This is a genomic window from Streptomyces saintjeani (genome assembly GCF_055409605.1).
Genome location: NZ_CP189624.1, coordinates 9,215,569 through 9,230,907, shown reverse-complemented (window position 1 = coordinate 9,230,907; position 15,339 = coordinate 9,215,569). Strand labels below are relative to the sequence as shown.

The following is a 15,339-nucleotide window of genomic DNA, read 5'->3' as shown; positions in this document are numbered from 1 at the left end:
TGAGAGCTGGGAGCACCACGATGGCACGACTCACCCGCAACAGACGGTTCCTCGGGGCGGCCTCGATGACCGCGCTGGCGACCGGGGCGGCTCTGCTGACCGTCCCCGCGCCGCTCGCGCAGGCCGATACCACCACCCCGTCGGTGACCGTCCAGCCGGATCCGTCGTACAAGCAGGACAAGTTCGAGGGCTGGGGCACCAGCCTGGTCTGGTTCGCCAACGCGACCGGCGACTACCCGAAGGAGGTCCGCGAGAAGCTCGCGAAGCTCCTGTTCGGGGACGACGGGCTCGCGCTGAACATCGCGCGGTACAACATCGGCGGCGGCAACGCCCCTGATGTGCCGGACTACTTGCGGGCCGGCGGCGCCGTCGAGGGCTGGTGGAAGGCCCCGGCGGGCACCACCCGCACCGACACGGACTGGTGGAACGCGGACGACCCGGCCGACTGGAACCCGAAGGCCGACGCGACCCAGCGCTGGTGGGTCGACCGCATCAAGAAGGACATCACGCACTGGGAGACGTTCTCCAACTCCCCGCCGTGGTTCATGACCGTCAGCGGCTACGTCTCCGGCGGGTTCAACGCCAACGACGAGCAGTTGAAGGAGAGTTCCGTCAACGACTTCGCCGCCTACCTCGCGGGGGCGACGAAGCGGCTGGAGAAGTCCTCCGGTATCAAGGTCGACACCGTCGACCCGTTCAACGAGCCCAACACCGGCTACTGGGGCACCCGCCTGGACGCGAACGGCCAGCCGGTCGGCGGGCGTCAGGAGGGCGCGCACATCGGGCCCGCCATGCAGGAGAAGGTCCTCGCGGCGCTCGCCCCCGCGCTGAAGAAGGCCAAGGTCGGCGCGGAGATCTCGGCGATGGACGAGACCAACCCCGGTCTGTTCGCGACGAACTGGAACTCCTACTCGCAGGCGTCCAAGGACCTCGTCGGCCAGCTGAACGTCCACACCTACGGCACCGGCCAGCGCACCACCGTGCGCGACCTCGCCAAGGCGGCCGACAAGCCGCTGTGGATGAGCGAGGTCGAGGGCGACTGGGGCGACGGGCAGAGCTTCACGGACATGCGTCCGGGTCTCGGCCTCGCCCAGCAGATGGTGAACGACCTGCGCGAACTGGAGCCCAAGGCCTGGGTGTTCTGGCAGCCGGTCGAGGACTACGACAACATGAAGCCGGGCGGCGAGTCCGCCAAGGGCGGCAACTGGGGTTCCATCCAGCTCCCGTTCAGCTGCACCTCCAAGGACACGCTGAAGTCGTGCCCGATCTTCACGAACACCAAGTTCGACACGGCCCGTAACTTCACGCACTTCATCAAGCCCGGCGACAGCCTGATCAAGGTGGACGACACGTCCAGCGCCGCCGCGGTCACGAAGGACGGCAAGGGCGCGTCCCTGGTCCACGTCAACTCGACCACCGCGCCGCGCACGGTCGTCCTCGACCTCTCCCGCTTCGGGAAGATCGACCGCAAGGCCACGGTCACCCCGACCGTCACGGACGCCGACGGCAAGCTCGTGAAGCAGGCCGCGGTCAAGGTCGTCGACGGCAAGGCGTCGTTCACCGTCCCCGCGCAGTCGGTGACCTCGTTCGCCGTCAAGGGCGTCTCGGGTGTCGCCCAGGACGCGAGCCTCTTCAGCAAGGGCAAGGCGTACACGCTGACCGGTGTGCAGTCGAACAAGACCGCCACCCTCGGCGCGAACGGCACCAGCCTGACCATCAACTCGGCGAACGGTGGGGTCGCCCAGCAGTGGCGTCTGGAGCAGGTGTACGGCACGACGGGCAACCGGCTGCGGTACGTCTTCGCGAACCCGGCGGAGGGCAAGCGGCTCGCGGTACGCAACGACGTGCCGGTGGCCGAGCCCAACACGGGTACGCGTGACGCGGCGACCGAGTGGATCCTGTCCACCACGGGCGACGGCACGTGGACCCTGGTGAACGCGGCGACCGGCCGCCTCCTGGAGGTCGGCGGCCAGGCGACCAACGAGGGCGCCGCGGTCACCACGTGGTACGGCAACTCCGGTTCCAACCAGCGCTGGCGGATCGCCCGCGTGAACTGACCCGGTACGGGGCTCCTCGCGAGAGGGGCCCCGTTTCTCATGCGGTGGGCACCGGGCTGGGCCCGCTCCCGGTGAGCTGCACGATCTGCCCGCCGATCTCCGGCTGGAGCTTCTTCAGCACGTCGGCCTTCCCGCCGACGGCCCACTGCGGGCCGACGATGTAGGTCCCGCCGTAGATGGCCGCCGCGTCCAGCCAGGTGTCCTTGAGGCTTTCCTTCGGGAACGTGGCGATGATGTAGTCGCCCGCTCCGGTCCGGCAACTGCCCTGGCGCAGTTCGTCGGCCTCGATGCGGATGACGGCCGTGCACCCCGTCATCCCCGCGATGATCTCGACCTTCGCGGGCGCGACGACCTGCGCGGCGGCGGCCGGTTCGGTGGACTCCGACGCCTTCGCCGCCGGCTTCCCGTCCCCTCCGTTCCCTCCTCCGCAGGCGGTCAGCAGGAACAGCAGGGCGACAGCGGCGACGCCTCGGGCGGTGTGGGGCACGGCGATGGCTCCGGGTGAACGTCGGGCGGGGTGTGGACGCCCCCTGGTACGGACGGACGGGTACGCCCGTTCAGCGCCGTCCGCTCCCCGGATGCCGCCGGTGCGGGTCGAAGAGGGTCGCCGCCATCCCCGCCACCACCAGCCCCGTCGCCAGCGCCAGGCCGTGGGGCAGCGCGATGCCGACGAACAGAAGCGCACCCGCCGCCCCGAGGGCCCACCAGGCGCGGCCTCTGCGGTACTCGCGGGGCCGTTCCGGGTGGCCCTCGGCGAGGGCTCGGGCGAAGCGGGCGTCGTCGCGTTCGGTGGCGGACGCCAGGGCTTCCAGGCGGTCGTCGTGGCCGTGGGACACGGGTCCTCCTGTCCGGGCCCGTGCGGGGCCCTTCCTTCCGAGGGTCCGTTACCGGTCGGGGGTGGTGACGGGGTCCCTCGCCTCTCGTGTGAGTTCTTCCGCTTCCGCGGGGTTCTCAGTCGTCGCCGCGGCCTTCTCCGCACGATCGCCCGCCGCGTGCACGCGCCCCGCCGCGAGCGGCCCGAGTACGGCGAGGACGAGGACGTACCCGGCGATGAACGGCGCGAGCCGGCCGTCGAGCCCGGCATTCGCTGCCATCGCGGCGAGGATCAGCGCGAACTCGCCGCGTGCCAGCAGCGTCGTCGCGATGAGCATCGCCTCGCGCGCCCCGTACCCGTACAGCCGTGCCACGACGAGCCCGGCGGCGATGTTCATCGCGAGCGTCAGCACGACCGCGATGACGACGGGTACGGCGACGGCCGCGAAGTCCCCCGGGTCGATGGCGAGTCCGAACGCGAAGAAGAAGATCGCGGCGAAGGCGTCCCGCAGCGGGTGCACGAGCCTGCGGATGCGCGGCCCGGACGGGGTGCCGCCGAAGAGGAGGCCGACCATGAACGCGCCGATCGCGTCGGCGACCCCGAGGTACTCGGAGACGCCCGCGACGAAGACGGCGGCGCCGAGGAAGCTGATGACGAGGAGTTCGTCGTCACGGACGTGGATGAGCCGGGCGACGAGCCGGGTCCCGTAGCGCGCGGCGGTGGCGAGCAGCAGCAGGAACCCGAACGCCTTGGCGACCTGCCAGGCGATCTCCAGACCGCCCTCGGCGCCGCTGATGACGGGTTGCAGGACGGCGAGGTACAGCGCGAGGAAGATGTCCTCGACGACGATGACCCCGAGGACGATCTTCGTGCCGGGGCGGCCGATGCGGCCGAGGTCGATGAGGATCTTCGTGACGATCGCGGACGACGAGATGCCGAGCACCCCCGCGAGGACCAGCGCCTCCCGCGCGCCCCAGCCCAGGCCGAACCCGAAGGCGAGCCCGGCGCCGACGTTCAGGACGAGGTAGCTGCCGCCCGCGAGGAGGAGGCGCCTGCCGCCGTTCTTGAGGTCGTCGACGTGGAATTCGAGGCCGAGGTAGAAGAGCAGCAGCACGAGGCCGAGCGCGGAGAGCATCTCGAAGTCGTGCGGGTCCCGCACCAGTACGAGCCCCGGCGTGTGGGGGCCGAGCAGGATTCCGGCGAGGGTGAACAGGGGGATGGTGGGGAGCCCGAACTTGTTGCCGAGCCGGGCGAGGACGGCGGCGGCGAGGAAGGCTCCGCCGAGGGCCAGCAGCGAGTCAGCGTGTCCCATGGGTCACCTCCCGCCGGCGGGCGTCGGGGCGGGGTCGTACTGCGCGTGGGGAGTGGATAGGGCTGTCCTCCAGGAACGACAGGAGTGGACGACCCGGGGTCCGGTCTCCCCGGGCCTTCGTCCACCCTGTCATTCCGGAGGCAGTCCCCGGTATCGGGGACGACACCCATATGGCGAGTCAGCCGCCCAGCGCGTCCAGCACGACGGTCCGGGCCTCCTCCTGCACCCGGGCGAGGTGCTCGGGTCCGTTGAAGGACTCGGCGTAGATCTTGTACACGTCCTCGGTGCCCGAAGGCCGGGCGGCGAACCAGGAGTTCGCGGTCGTCACCTTGATCCCGCCGAGCGAGGCCCCGTTCCCGGGCGCCTCGGTGAGCACGCCCGTGACGTCCTCCCCGGCGAGGGTCCGCGCGGTCACCTGGGCCGGGGACAGCTTCGCGAGGAGCGCCTTCTCCTCGCGGGAGGCGGGCGCGTCGATGCGGGCGTACGCGGGGGCGCCGAACCTCTCGGTGAGCCCGGCGTACAGCTGCGAGGGCGTCTTCCCGGTGACGGCGGTGATCTCGGAGGCGAGCAGCGCCAGGATGATGCCGTCCTTGTCGGTGGTCCACACCGAGCCGTCCCGGCGCAGGAAGGACGCGCCCGCCGACTCCTCGCCGCCGAAGCCGAGGTCCCCGCCGACCAGCCCGTCCACGAACCACTTGAAGCCGACGGGGACTTCGACGAGCGTGCGGCCGAGGTCGGCGGCGACGCGGTCGATCATCGAGGAGGAGACGAGGGTCTTGCCGATCCCGGCGTCGGCGGGCCAGTTCGCGCGGTGCCGGTAGAGGTAGTCGATGGCGACGGCGAGGTAGTGGTTGGGGTTCATCAGACCCGCGTCGGGGGTGACGATGCCGTGCCGGTCGGAGTCCGCGTCGTTGCCGGTGGAGATGTCGAAGCGGTCGCGCTGCGCGATGAGCGAGGCCATCGCGTCCGGGGAGGAGCAGTCCATGCGGATCTGGCCGTCCCAGTCCAGCGTCATGAACCGCCAGGTGGGGTCGGTGTGCGGGTTGACGACCGTCAGATCGAGGCGGTGCTCCTCGGCGATGCGTCCCCAGTAGGCGACGGAGGCACCGCCGAGCGGGTCGGCGCCGATGCGCACGCCGGCCGAGCGGATCGCGTCCAGGTCGAGGACGTTCGGCAGGTCGGCGACGTACGTGCCGAGGAAGTCGTACCGTCCGGTCGTACCGGCGGACAGCGCCCGGGTGTACGGGAGGCGGCGGACGTCCTTCATCCCGGCCGTGATGATCTGGTTGGCGCGGTCCTGGATCCAGGAGGTGGCGTCGGAGGCCGCGGGGCCGCCGGACGGGGGGTTGTACTTGAAGCCGCCGTCGGCGGGCGGGTTGTGCGAGGGGGTGACGACGACGCCGTCCGCGAGGCCCGTGGTGCGGCCCTTGTTGTACGCGAGGATCGCGTGCGAGACGGCCGGGGTCGGGGTGTAGCCGTCGGCGCTGTCGATGAGGGTGGTGACGCCGTTCGCGGCGAACACCTCCAGGGCGGTGACCCGGGCGGGTTCGGAGAGGGCGTGGGTGTCGGCGCCGAGGAACAGCGGTCCGTCGGTGCCCTGCGCGGCGCGGTACTCGCAGATCGCCTGGCTGGTGGCGGCGATGTGGTCCTCGTTGAAGGCCGTGTTCAGCGCGGAGCCGCGGTGGCCCGAGGTGCCGAAGGCGACGCGCTGGCCGATCTCCGCCGGGTCCGGGTGCAGCGCGTAGTACGCGGTGACCAGCCGGGCCACGTCGACAAGGTCCTCGGCTGAGGCCGGCTTGCCCGCTCGCTCGTGCCGCATGGGTGGGTTCCTCCGCATCGGTTCGTTCACAGGCTCTGAGGGCCATCTTCCCTTGTCAGGAAGGTGGCAGGGAACCTGGGGTGGGGACTGTCAGCATCCTGTCACCGCTCTGAGGGCGGCCATGGTCTCGTGCATCAGCGGGCCGAGCCCCGGGCCGTCGTCCTCCTCGATCCAGCGCGCGAAGGCGACCTTGAAGACGGCGGTCCCCGCCTCGGCCGCGAGGGCCGCCTCGTATCCCCCCACGCCGCGCTCGCGCAGGACGGCGCAGAGGGTGGCCGAGAAGTCGGCGAGCTTGATCAGTTCGCGTTCCCGCAGTTCGGGGTGGGCGTCGATGACGGCCTGGCGGCGGCGCGCGTAGGAGCGGCGGACGTCGGGGAAGTCCTCGGCGGTCCCGTCCAGGACGGCGACGACGACGTCGAGGGTGAGCGCGTCCGCGGGGATGCTCGCGGCGGTGGCCGTGATCCGGCCCAGCAGGTCGACGGTGCCGCCGAAGAGGACCTCGCGCTTGTCGGCGTAGTGCCGGAAGAAGGTGCGCTCGGTGAGTCCGGCCCGCTGGGCGATCTCGGCGACCGTGGTGCGCTCGAAGCCGCGCTCGTCGTAGAGATCGAGCGCCGCCTTCGCGAGTCGCCCTCGCGCGTCGGGCTGCCATCGGCTCATGGCGGGATCTTAGCTCTATGACAGTGACTGACATCAGGTGTACGGTCGATGACAGTGACTGACATCGAGTCGTTCGAGGGGTTTCCCATGCGTGTTTTCGTGACAGGTGCGTCCGGTTGGATCGGTTCGGCTCTCGTGCCCGAACTCCTGGGCGCCGGACACGAGGTGGTCGGCCTCGCGCGCTCGGAGTCCTCGGCGGCGGCTCTCAAGGCGGCCGGGGCCGAGGTGGTCCGGGGTTCGCTGGACGACCTCGACGTCCTGCGGGACGCGGCCGGCGGGGCCGACGGGGTGGTGCATCTCGCGTTCGCGCACGACATCGCGTTCAGCGGCGGTTTCGAGCAGGCGGCCGGGATGGACCGGCGGACCATCGAGGCGTTCGGCGACGCGCTGGCGGGCTCCGACCGGCCGTTCGTGCTGGCGTCGGGGCTGATGCTGGTCACGCCGGGCCGGATGGCGACGGAGGCGGACGAGGCCGTCGACGGTCCGGCGACGGGTCCGCGCGTCCGGCACGACAACGCGGTGGCGACGGTCGCTCTGGCCGGGCGCGGGGTGCGTTCGTCGGTGGTACGGCTGCCGCCGACCGTGCACGGGGACGGGGACCCGGGGTTCATGGCGACGCTGGTCGACATCGCCCGCAAGCGCGGGACGGCCGGGTACGTGAGCGACGGCGCCGTCCGCTGGCCCGCCGCCCACCGCTCCGACGTGGCGCGGCTGTTCCGGCTGGCACTGGAGAAGGCCCCGGCCGGTTCGGTGCTGCACGGCAACGCCGAGACCGGGGTGGAGCTGCGCGAGGTCGCCGGGGCGATCGGACGCGGGCTCGGGGTACCGGCCGCCCCGGTCCCGGCGGCGGAGGCGGAGGAGTACTTCGGCTGGCTCGGCCCGTTCTTCGGCCTCGACTCCCCCGCGTCGAGCGCCCGCACCCAGGAGCTGCTGGGGTGGACGCCCGAGGGGCCCGGCCTGATCGCGGACCTCGACGCGGGGCACTACTTCACCGAGGGCCGCACGGGATCGTTCCTGGTGGGCTGAGGCTCAGCGCACCTCGACCAGCAGGTCGCCGCCCTCCACCTGCTGGATGCGGTTGATGGCCAGCCGTGTCACCCGGCCCGCGCCCGGCGCGGTGATCGTCGCCTCCATCTTCATCGCCTCGATGGTCGCGACGGTCGCCCCGGCGGCCACCTCGTCCCCCTCGGCGACGGCGAGGGTGACCACACCGGCGAACGGCGCCGCGACGTGCCCGGGGTCGGACCGGTCGGCCTTCTCGGTGGCCGGGATGTCGGAGGCGGCGGCCCGGTCGCGGACCTGGATCGGCCTCAGCTGCCCGTTCAGGCCGGCCATCACCGTCCGCATCCCGCGCTCGTCGGCCTCCCCGATCGCCTGCAACTCGATCAGCAGCCGTACGCCGGGCTCCAGGTCGACGGCGTACTCCTGGCCCGGGCGCAGCCCGTAGAAGAAGTCCTTGCTGTCGAGGACGCTCGTGTCGCCGTACGCCTGCCGGTGGGTCTCGAAGTCGCGGGTCGGGCCGGGGAAGAGGAGCCGGTTGAGGGTGGTCCGGCGGTGCTTCTCCAGGCCCTCGCGGTCCTCGGTCGTCAGCTCCCGCACGGGCTTCGCGGCGGGCCGCCCCTGGAGGGCACGGGTGCGGAACGGCTCCGGCCAGCCCCCGGGCGGCGTGCCCAGCTCCCCGCGCAGGAACCCGATCACCGAGTCCGGGATGTCGAACCGGTCCGGGGTCTCCTCGAAGTGCCCGGGCGCGACCCCGGCCCCGACGAGGTGCAGGGCGAGGTCCCCGACGACCTTCGACGAGGGCGTCACCTTCACCAGCCGTCCGAGGATCCGGTCGGCGGCGGCGTACATGGACTCGATGTCCTCGAACCGGTCCCCGAGCCCCAGCGCGACCGCCTGGGTACGGAGGTTGGAGAGCTGGCCGCCCGGGATCTCGTGGTGGTAGACCCGCCCGGTGGGCGACGCGAGCCCCGCCTCGAAGGGCGCGTACACCCGCCGCACGCTCTCCCAGTACGGCTCCAGGTCCCCGACTGCCTGGAGGTCGAGCCCGGTCGTCCGCTCCGAGTGGTCGGTGGCGGCGACGATCGCGGACAGCGACGGCTGCGAGGTCGTCCCCGCCATGGACGCCACGGCCCCGTCGACCGCGTCGACCCCGGCGCCGATCGCCGCGAGGTACGTCGCGAGCTGACCGCCCGCCGTGTCGTGCGTGTGCAGGTGCACCGGCAGCCCGAACTCCCGGCGCAGCGCGGAGACGAGGGTCGCGGCGGCCGGCGCCCGCAGCAGCCCCGCCATGTCCTTGACGGCGAGCACGTGCGCCCCGGCCGCGACGATCTTCTCCGCGAGCCGCAGGTAGTAGTCGAGCGTGTAGAGCCGCTCCCCCGGGTCCGACAGGTCGGCGGTGTAGCAGAGCGCGACCTCGGCGACCGCCGTACCGGTCTGCCGTACCGCGTCGATCGCGGGCCGCATCTGGCCGACGTCGTTGAGCGCGTCGAAGATCCGGAAGATGTCGATCCCGGTGGCCGCCGCCTCCTGCACGAACGCGTCGGTCACCTCGGTCGGATAGGGCGTGTACCCCACGGTGTTGCGCCCGCGCAGCAGCATCTGGAGGCAGATGTTCGGTACGGCTTCGCGCAGCGCGGCGAGCCGCTCCCACGGGTCCTCGGCGAGGAACCTCAGGGCCACGTCGTAGGTCGCGCCGCCCCAGCACTCCAGGGAGAGCAGGTCCGGGAGGGTACGGGCGACGAGCGGGGCGGAGGCGAGAAGGTCCTTGGTACGGACGCGCGTTGCCAGCAGGGACTGGTGCGCGTCCCTGAACGTCGTGTCGGTGACGCCGAGTTGCGGGCTCTCGCGCATCCAGCGGGCGAACCCCTCGGGGCCCAGCTCGATCAGGCGCTGACGGGAACCGGCCGGGGGTTCCCCGGCGGGCGTGCGCGGCAGCTTCGCCAACGGGTCGATGAGGTCCGGGCGTTCGCCGTGCGGCTTGTTGACGGTGACGTCGGCGAGGTACGTGAGGAGCTTCGTGCCCCGGTCGGCCGAGGTGCGTGCCGTCAGCAGGTGGGGGCGCTGCTCGATGAACGAGGTGGTGACGCGGCCCGCCTGGAAGTCGGCGTCGTCCAGCACGGCTTGCAGGAACGGGATGTTGGTCGCGACGCCCCGGATGCGGAACTCGGCGACCGCGCGCCGGGCGCGGCCGATCGCGGACTTGAAGTCCCGTCCCCGGCAGGTGAGTTTGACCAGCATGGAGTCGAAGTGCGCGCTGATCTCCGTACCGGCGTGGGTCGTTCCGCCGTCCAGCCGGATGCCTGAACCACCCGGTGAACGGTACGCGCTGATGCGGCCGGTGTCGGGGCGGAAGCCGTTGGCCGGGTCCTCGGTGGTGATCCGGCACTGGAGGGCCGCGCCGTGCAGCTTCACCGTCTCCTGGGAGAGGCCGAGGTCGGCGAGCGACTCCCCCGAGGCGATGCGGAGTTGGGCCTGGACGAGGTCGACGTCGGTGACCTCCTCGGTGACCGTGTGCTCGACCTGGATGCGCGGGTTCATCTCGATGAAGACGTGGTTGCCGTCCCGGTCGAGGAGGAACTCGACGGTGCCGGCGTTGCGGTAGCCGATCTCGCGGGCGAACCGGACGGCGTCCGCGCAGATCCGGTCCCGCAGCGCCGGGTCCAGGTTGGGCGCGGGGGCCAGCTCGATGACCTTCTGGTGACGGCGCTGGACCGAACAGTCGCGCTCGTAGAGGTGGATGACGTTCCCGTCGCCGTCCGCGAGGATCTGCACCTCGATGTGACGCGGGTCGACGACCGCCTTCTCCAGGAAGACGGTCGGGTCGCCGAACGCGGACACCGCCTCGCGGGAGGCCGCCTCGATGGACTCGCGCAGGACGGCCGGGTCCTCGACGCGCCGCATACCGCGTCCGCCGCCGCCCGCGACGGCCTTCACAAACACCGGGAAACCGATCTCCTCGGCGGCGGCGACCAGTTCGTCGACGTCGTCGGAGGGTGCGGACGAGCCCAGCACCGGGACCCCGGCCGCACGGGCCGCCGCGACCGCGCTCGCCTTGTTGCCGGTCAGCTCCAGCGTGCGGGCGTCCGGGCCGACGAAGGTGATCCCGGCCTCCTCGCAGGCGCGGGCCAGTTCGGGGTTCTCGGAGAGGAAGCCGTACCCCGGGTACACCGCGTCGGCTCCCGCGCGCCGGGCGGCTGCGACGATCTCCTCGACCGAGAGGTACGCGCGCACCGGGTGACCGGGCTCGCCGATCTCGTACGCCTCGTCGGCCTTGAGGCGGTGCAGCGAGTTGCGGTCCTCGTGCGGGAACACCGCGACCGTGCGGGCCCCCAGCTCGTACCCGGCGCGGAACGCCCTGATCGCGATCTCGCCTCGGTTGGCGACCAGCACCTTGCGGAACATCCCGAATCCCTTCGCCGGAGTCGGCACCCATCGTGTCGGCGTGGACGCCGCAGGTCCATGTGACCCGGGCCACCACCTCGCCCGTCCGGGGAACGAGCACACGATCGGCGGTGTCCGTGGCGGGAACTATGCTCCCGCGCATGAACGACGCGGACAGCCCCAGACGCATCGTCGACGGGCGCTTCCAGTTGGAGGCGCGGCTCGGCGGGGGCGGGATGGGCAGGGTGTGGCGGGCCACGGACCTCGTGCTGCACCGCAGTGTGGCCGTGAAGGAGGTCCGCCCGCCGGACCCCGACCTCGCCGAGTACGACCCGCCGGCCGCCCACCAGCTGCGGCAGCGGGTGCTGCGCGAGGCACGGGCGCTGGCCCGGCTCGACCATCCCGGCGTCGTCACGATCCACCACATCGTGGACGAGGGTGACGGCACCTACCCGTGGATCGTCATGGAGCTGGTGCCCGGCGGCTCGTTCGCGGACCGGCTCGCGGAGGGGCCGATGGGCCCGGTGGAGGCCGCGCGGACCGGGCTCGGCGTCCTGTCCGCGCTGCGCGCCGCGCACGACGCCGGCATCCAGCACCGGGACGTCAAACCCGCGAACGTCCTGATGCGGCCCGACGGCCGCCCCGTCCTCACCGACTTCGGCATCGCCGCGATCCGCGAGGCGACGGCCCTCACCGCGACGGGCTCGATCATCGGCACGCCGGACTACATGGCCCCCGAGCGCGTCTCCGGCCAGTCCGGCGGCCCGTCCTCCGACCTGTGGTCCCTCGGCATGATGCTGTACACGGCGGTCGAGGGCCGCCACCCGCTCCGCAAGGGCACGACGCTGGCCACCCTGGCGGCCGTCCTCAGCGAGGACATACCCCGGCCGCTCCACGCGGGCCCCCTCACGGACGTACTGGTCCGCCTCCTCGACCGCGACCCGTCGGCGCGGCCCGGCGCGCAGACGGTGGAGCGGCTGCTGACGGAGGTGGTGGAGGGGGGTCCGGCGGGGCGGGGGGCCACGACGTCGTATCCGTTGCAGGCACCGGCACCTTCGCCTTCGGCTCGGCCGCAGACGCCGCCGACCGTCGCCGACGTCCCCGCGCGGCGGCGCAGGTGGCCGGCCGTGGTGCTGCCGGGGGTGGGGGTCGCCCTGGTGGGGGTGCTGGGCTGGAACTTCCTGCCCGGGGGTGCGAGCGGGGCGGCGGGCCCGTCCACGTCGCCTGCTTCGTCGGGGAGTTCGGTGCCTTCGGCGACCGCGGCAGGCGGATCCTCCGACAAGACCGACAAGACCGACAAGACCGACAAGACCGTCGAGAGCGGTACGGGGATGCTGACACCGGACGGCATCCGGACGGCGCTCGCGGCGATCGAGAAGAAGACGGGGCGCAAGCGGTTCGGGTCGCTGTCGGTGTATGCGGACTACGTCTCGGCGAACGTGATGGTGGACGGCAGCGACACCAAGTACGAGTCGTACACGTACCGTCCGGGCGAGGGGGCCGAGGAGGGGATCATCAAGAGCACCATCTTCCCGGGTTCCAAGCCCTTCACCGTCGACGGGTTCGCGTGGGACAGGGTCCCCGCGCTCCTCGCCGAGGCCCGCGAGAAGCTGAACGTCCCCCACCCCAAGACCCGCTATCTGCTGGTGAATCCGCCCATGAACGTCGTGTTCGAGACACCGGCCACCCTCAACGTGTACCTCACCGACGAGTACGGCGGCTCGGGATACCTGAAGGCGGACTCCCAGGGCAAGATCATCAAGGTCTATCCCGCAGCGGACTGACCTGCGGTTAAGGTCACTTCATGCGTCTCGCCCTCTTCGATCTCGACGGCACTCTCGTCGACCGTGCCGCCGCCCTCTCCGCCACCGTCGCCGGGCTGTGCCGGGACCACGGGTACGACCCGGCGGTCGGGGAGTGGCTGCTGGCCGAGCTGGCGGAGAACGGTGGCCGGGACGTCCTCGGCCGGCTGCCGGACGCGTTCGGCATCGCGGAGTCGCCGGAGCACCTGTGGCGGGTGTACGTGGACCGGATGGCGGCGTCGGTGGTGTGCCGCCCGGACGTGCTGGAGAGCCTCGGGCGGCTGCGGGAGCACGGCTGGAGCGTCGGCGTCGTGACGAACGGCTCGTCCGACCTCCAACGCGCGAAGATCCGCTCCGCCGGCCTCGCGGACCTCGTGGACGGCATCGCCGCGTCCGGCGACATCGACGTACGCAAACCCGACCCACGCCTGTTCGAGCTGGCGGCGGCCCGGTGCGGGACGCAGCTGACCGCCGGGGACTGGATGACGGGGGACGACCCGGTCAAGGACATCGCGGGGGCGGCGGGCGCGGGGCTGCGGGCGATCTGGGTGCGGGGCCGGACCTGGCCGGACGGCCTCGACGTACCGCATCACAGCGTCGCGGACGTCGTCGAGGCCGTCGGTCACCTGCTGGAGCGGTCCGGCGGGTAGACGCGGTCGGCGGCGGTGAGGTGTTCCAGGACCTCGGCGAGTTCCTTGCAGGCGCGTTCCACCGAGCGGCGCGTGTTGCGCTGCTCGGTGATCACGGCGGACAGCAGGAGCGCGGTGAGGGCGGTGGCCCCGTTGAACGCCTGGAGTTTCAGCATGACCTCGACGTGCGTGAGTCCCGCGAAGGGGCCGGCGCCGTCGGTCGCGGCGACCGTCGCGAGGACGGACGCGAGCAGGACGCACAGCATGCTGCCGGGCAGCTCGAACCGCAGGGCCGCCCAGATCAGCACCGGGTAGGTCAGGAACAGCATGTTGACGTGGTCGTGCGTGGCGACGGGTACGACGCAGCAGGCGGTCACCGCCAGCGCGGTCGCCTCCTTCCAGCGGGCGAGGCTCGGCAGGCCCCGCGCCCGGTACGCCATCAGCAGCAGCGGCGTCACGATCAGCACGCCCATCGCGTCGCCGACCCACCACGCGACCCACACCGGCCAGAAGCTGCCCGTGCCGAGGTCCCCGGTGAGGACCGCGATCCCGACGCCGGTCGTGGAGCTGATCAGCATCGCGGTGAGCGCCCCGAGGAAGACGAGGGCGACACCGTCGCGCAGCCGGGTGAGGTCGGTGCGGAAGCCGACGCGGCGCAGGAGGAGGTAGGCGCAGACGGGGGCGGCGACGTTTCCGGCGAGGTTCGCGAGCATCGGGGGGTGCATCTCGCCGGAGGTGAGATGCAGGATCACGAACAGGCACCCGAGCGCGATGCCGGCCCAGGCCCGCAGGCCGATGACGAGCAGACAGGTCAGCGCGACGCCGGTCGGCGGCCACACGGGCGTGAACACCGTCCCCTCCACGGTGAGCCTGCGCAGCAGCCCGAGCCGCCCGGCGCCGTAGTAGCAGGCGGCCACGGCAAGCGTCCGCACGACGAAGGCCGCCGCTCGGCGCAGGTTCCCGGTGTCGGTGTCGGTGTCCACCACATGATCCATCAGACACCGTGACCACCGGGTCGGCCAGACGAGAGCGGCTATCCCGGCTCGTCGTGCCCCACCACCAGCACCGCCGCGTCGTCCTCGTGCCCCACCCGCGTGGCCCCCTCGATCACCGCAGCCGCCAGGGACTCCGTGCTCAGCCCGGCGACAGCCGCGATCCCGGCCAGCCGGACGACCTGGGAGAGTCCCTCGTCCAGCGGCATCGCGGGCCCCTCCACGACCCCGTCCGTCAGCAGCACGAAGACGCCTCCGCTGGTCAGGTGGTGCCGTGAGACGGGGTACGCGGCACCGGGCTGGATCCCGAGAGGCGGCCCGGGCTCGTCCTCGGCGACGCCGGACCGCCCGTCGGCGGTGGCCCAGACGAACGGCGTATGCCCCGCGCGGGCGCTCTCCAGCACCCCGGTGACAGGGTCGAGCCGCAGGAACGTACAGGTGGCGAAGAGGTCACTCCCGAGGGAGAACAGCAGATCATTGGTCCGGGCGAGCAGCTCGCCAGGATCACTGGTCACGGACGCGAGCGCCCGCAACCCCACTCGAACCTGCCCCATGAAGGCCGCGGCCTCGATGTTGTGCCCCTGCACATCCCCGATGGACAAGGCAAGCCGCCCACCCGGCAAGGCAAAGGCGTCGTACCAGTCCCCACCGACATTGAGCCCGTAACAAGCAGGCTCGTACCGCACAGCGAGCCGCACCCTCGGCGGACAAGGCAGATCCCGAGGCAACATCCCCCGCTGCAAGGCGATGGCCAACTCCACCTGAGACCGCTGCACCTCGGCCCGCTCCCGAGCCTGAGCGGTCAGCGACCGCAGCCGCACAAGCAGCTCATCGCCGTCGTCGGTAGTCACCCCTGAATTTTCCCGAAGGAACC

12 protein-coding genes are annotated in these 15,339 nt (G+C 71.9%); 4 read left to right on the top strand and 8 right to left on the bottom strand.

Annotation, left to right across the window (positions count from 1 at the left end; genetic code table 11):
- Window positions 1-20 precede the first annotated feature (20 nt).
- Window positions 21-2,057, top strand: a complete 2,037-nt coding sequence (locus ACQCO7_RS41370; protein WP_464076660.1) for a glycoside hydrolase — start codon at window positions 21-23, stop codon at window positions 2,055-2,057.
- Between the two features lie 37 nt (window positions 2,058-2,094).
- Here the strand turns inward: ACQCO7_RS41370 and ACQCO7_RS41365 are convergent, their stop codons facing one another.
- The 5 genes from ACQCO7_RS41365 to ACQCO7_RS41345 all read right to left on the bottom strand — a co-directional run bounded on the left by ACQCO7_RS41365 (window position 2,095) and on the right by ACQCO7_RS41345 (window position 6,659).
- Window positions 2,095-2,544: a hypothetical protein gene (locus ACQCO7_RS41365; protein WP_464076659.1), complete on the bottom strand. Its 450-nt coding sequence runs from the start codon at window positions 2,542-2,544 to the stop codon at window positions 2,095-2,097.
- Between the two features lie 70 nt (window positions 2,545-2,614).
- Window positions 2,615-2,893, bottom strand: coding sequence for a DUF3040 domain-containing protein (locus ACQCO7_RS41360; RefSeq protein ID WP_464076658.1), 279 nt, complete (start codon window positions 2,891-2,893; stop codon window positions 2,615-2,617).
- Between the two features lie 48 nt (window positions 2,894-2,941).
- A complete protein-coding gene (locus tag ACQCO7_RS41355) occupies window positions 2,942-4,183 on the bottom strand; it encodes a cation:proton antiporter (protein WP_464076657.1) in 1,242 nt (413 codons plus the stop codon).
- A 178-nt stretch (window positions 4,184-4,361) separates the two neighbouring features.
- A complete protein-coding gene (gene pgm / locus ACQCO7_RS41350) occupies window positions 4,362-6,002 on the bottom strand; it encodes a phosphoglucomutase (alpha-D-glucose-1,6-bisphosphate-dependent) (RefSeq protein ID WP_464076656.1) in 1,641 nt (546 codons plus the stop codon).
- A 90-nt stretch (window positions 6,003-6,092) separates the two neighbouring features.
- A complete protein-coding gene (locus tag ACQCO7_RS41345; RefSeq protein WP_464076655.1) occupies window positions 6,093-6,659 on the bottom strand; it encodes a TetR family transcriptional regulator in 567 nt (188 codons plus the stop codon).
- 87 nt (window positions 6,660-6,746) lie between these two features.
- Between ACQCO7_RS41345 and ACQCO7_RS41340 the strand changes: the two genes are divergently transcribed.
- Window positions 6,747-7,685: an SDR family oxidoreductase gene (locus ACQCO7_RS41340; RefSeq protein ID WP_464076654.1), complete on the top strand. Its 939-nt coding sequence runs from the start codon at window positions 6,747-6,749 to the stop codon at window positions 7,683-7,685.
- Window positions 7,686-7,688: 3 nt separating this feature from the next.
- Here the strand turns inward: ACQCO7_RS41340 and ACQCO7_RS41335 are convergent, their stop codons facing one another.
- Window positions 7,689-11,063 (bottom strand): pyruvate carboxylase, encoded by a 3,375-nt coding sequence (locus tag ACQCO7_RS41335; protein WP_464076653.1) that lies wholly within the window; start codon window positions 11,061-11,063, stop codon window positions 7,689-7,691.
- 140 nt (window positions 11,064-11,203) lie between these two features.
- Here ACQCO7_RS41335 and ACQCO7_RS41330 point away from each other — a divergent pair, with 140 nt between their 5' ends.
- Together ACQCO7_RS41330 and ACQCO7_RS41325 are read left to right on the top strand one after the other, a co-directional pair.
- Window positions 11,204-12,826 carry a serine/threonine-protein kinase gene (locus ACQCO7_RS41330; RefSeq protein ID WP_464076652.1) on the top strand — a complete coding sequence of 541 codons (1,623 nt, stop codon included), beginning with the start codon at window positions 11,204-11,206 and terminating at the stop codon, window positions 12,824-12,826.
- 20 nt (window positions 12,827-12,846) lie between these two features.
- Window positions 12,847-13,494, top strand: coding sequence for an HAD family hydrolase (locus ACQCO7_RS41325; protein WP_464076651.1), 648 nt, complete (start codon window positions 12,847-12,849; stop codon window positions 13,492-13,494).
- On the opposite strand, the gene ACQCO7_RS41320 is transcribed toward ACQCO7_RS41325, so the two are convergent.
- Both ACQCO7_RS41320 and ACQCO7_RS41315 read right to left on the bottom strand, forming a co-directional pair.
- Window positions 13,467-14,468 carry an MASE1 domain-containing protein gene (locus ACQCO7_RS41320; RefSeq protein ID WP_464076650.1) on the bottom strand — a complete coding sequence of 334 codons (1,002 nt, stop codon included), beginning with the start codon at window positions 14,466-14,468 and terminating at the stop codon, window positions 13,467-13,469. The two genes, ACQCO7_RS41325 and ACQCO7_RS41320, sit on opposite strands and share 28 nt — an antisense overlap.
- Before the next feature lie 38 nt (window positions 14,469-14,506).
- A complete protein-coding gene (locus tag ACQCO7_RS41315; RefSeq protein WP_464076649.1) occupies window positions 14,507-15,316 on the bottom strand; it encodes a PP2C family protein-serine/threonine phosphatase in 810 nt (269 codons plus the stop codon).
- Window positions 15,317-15,339: the final 23 nt, after the last annotated feature.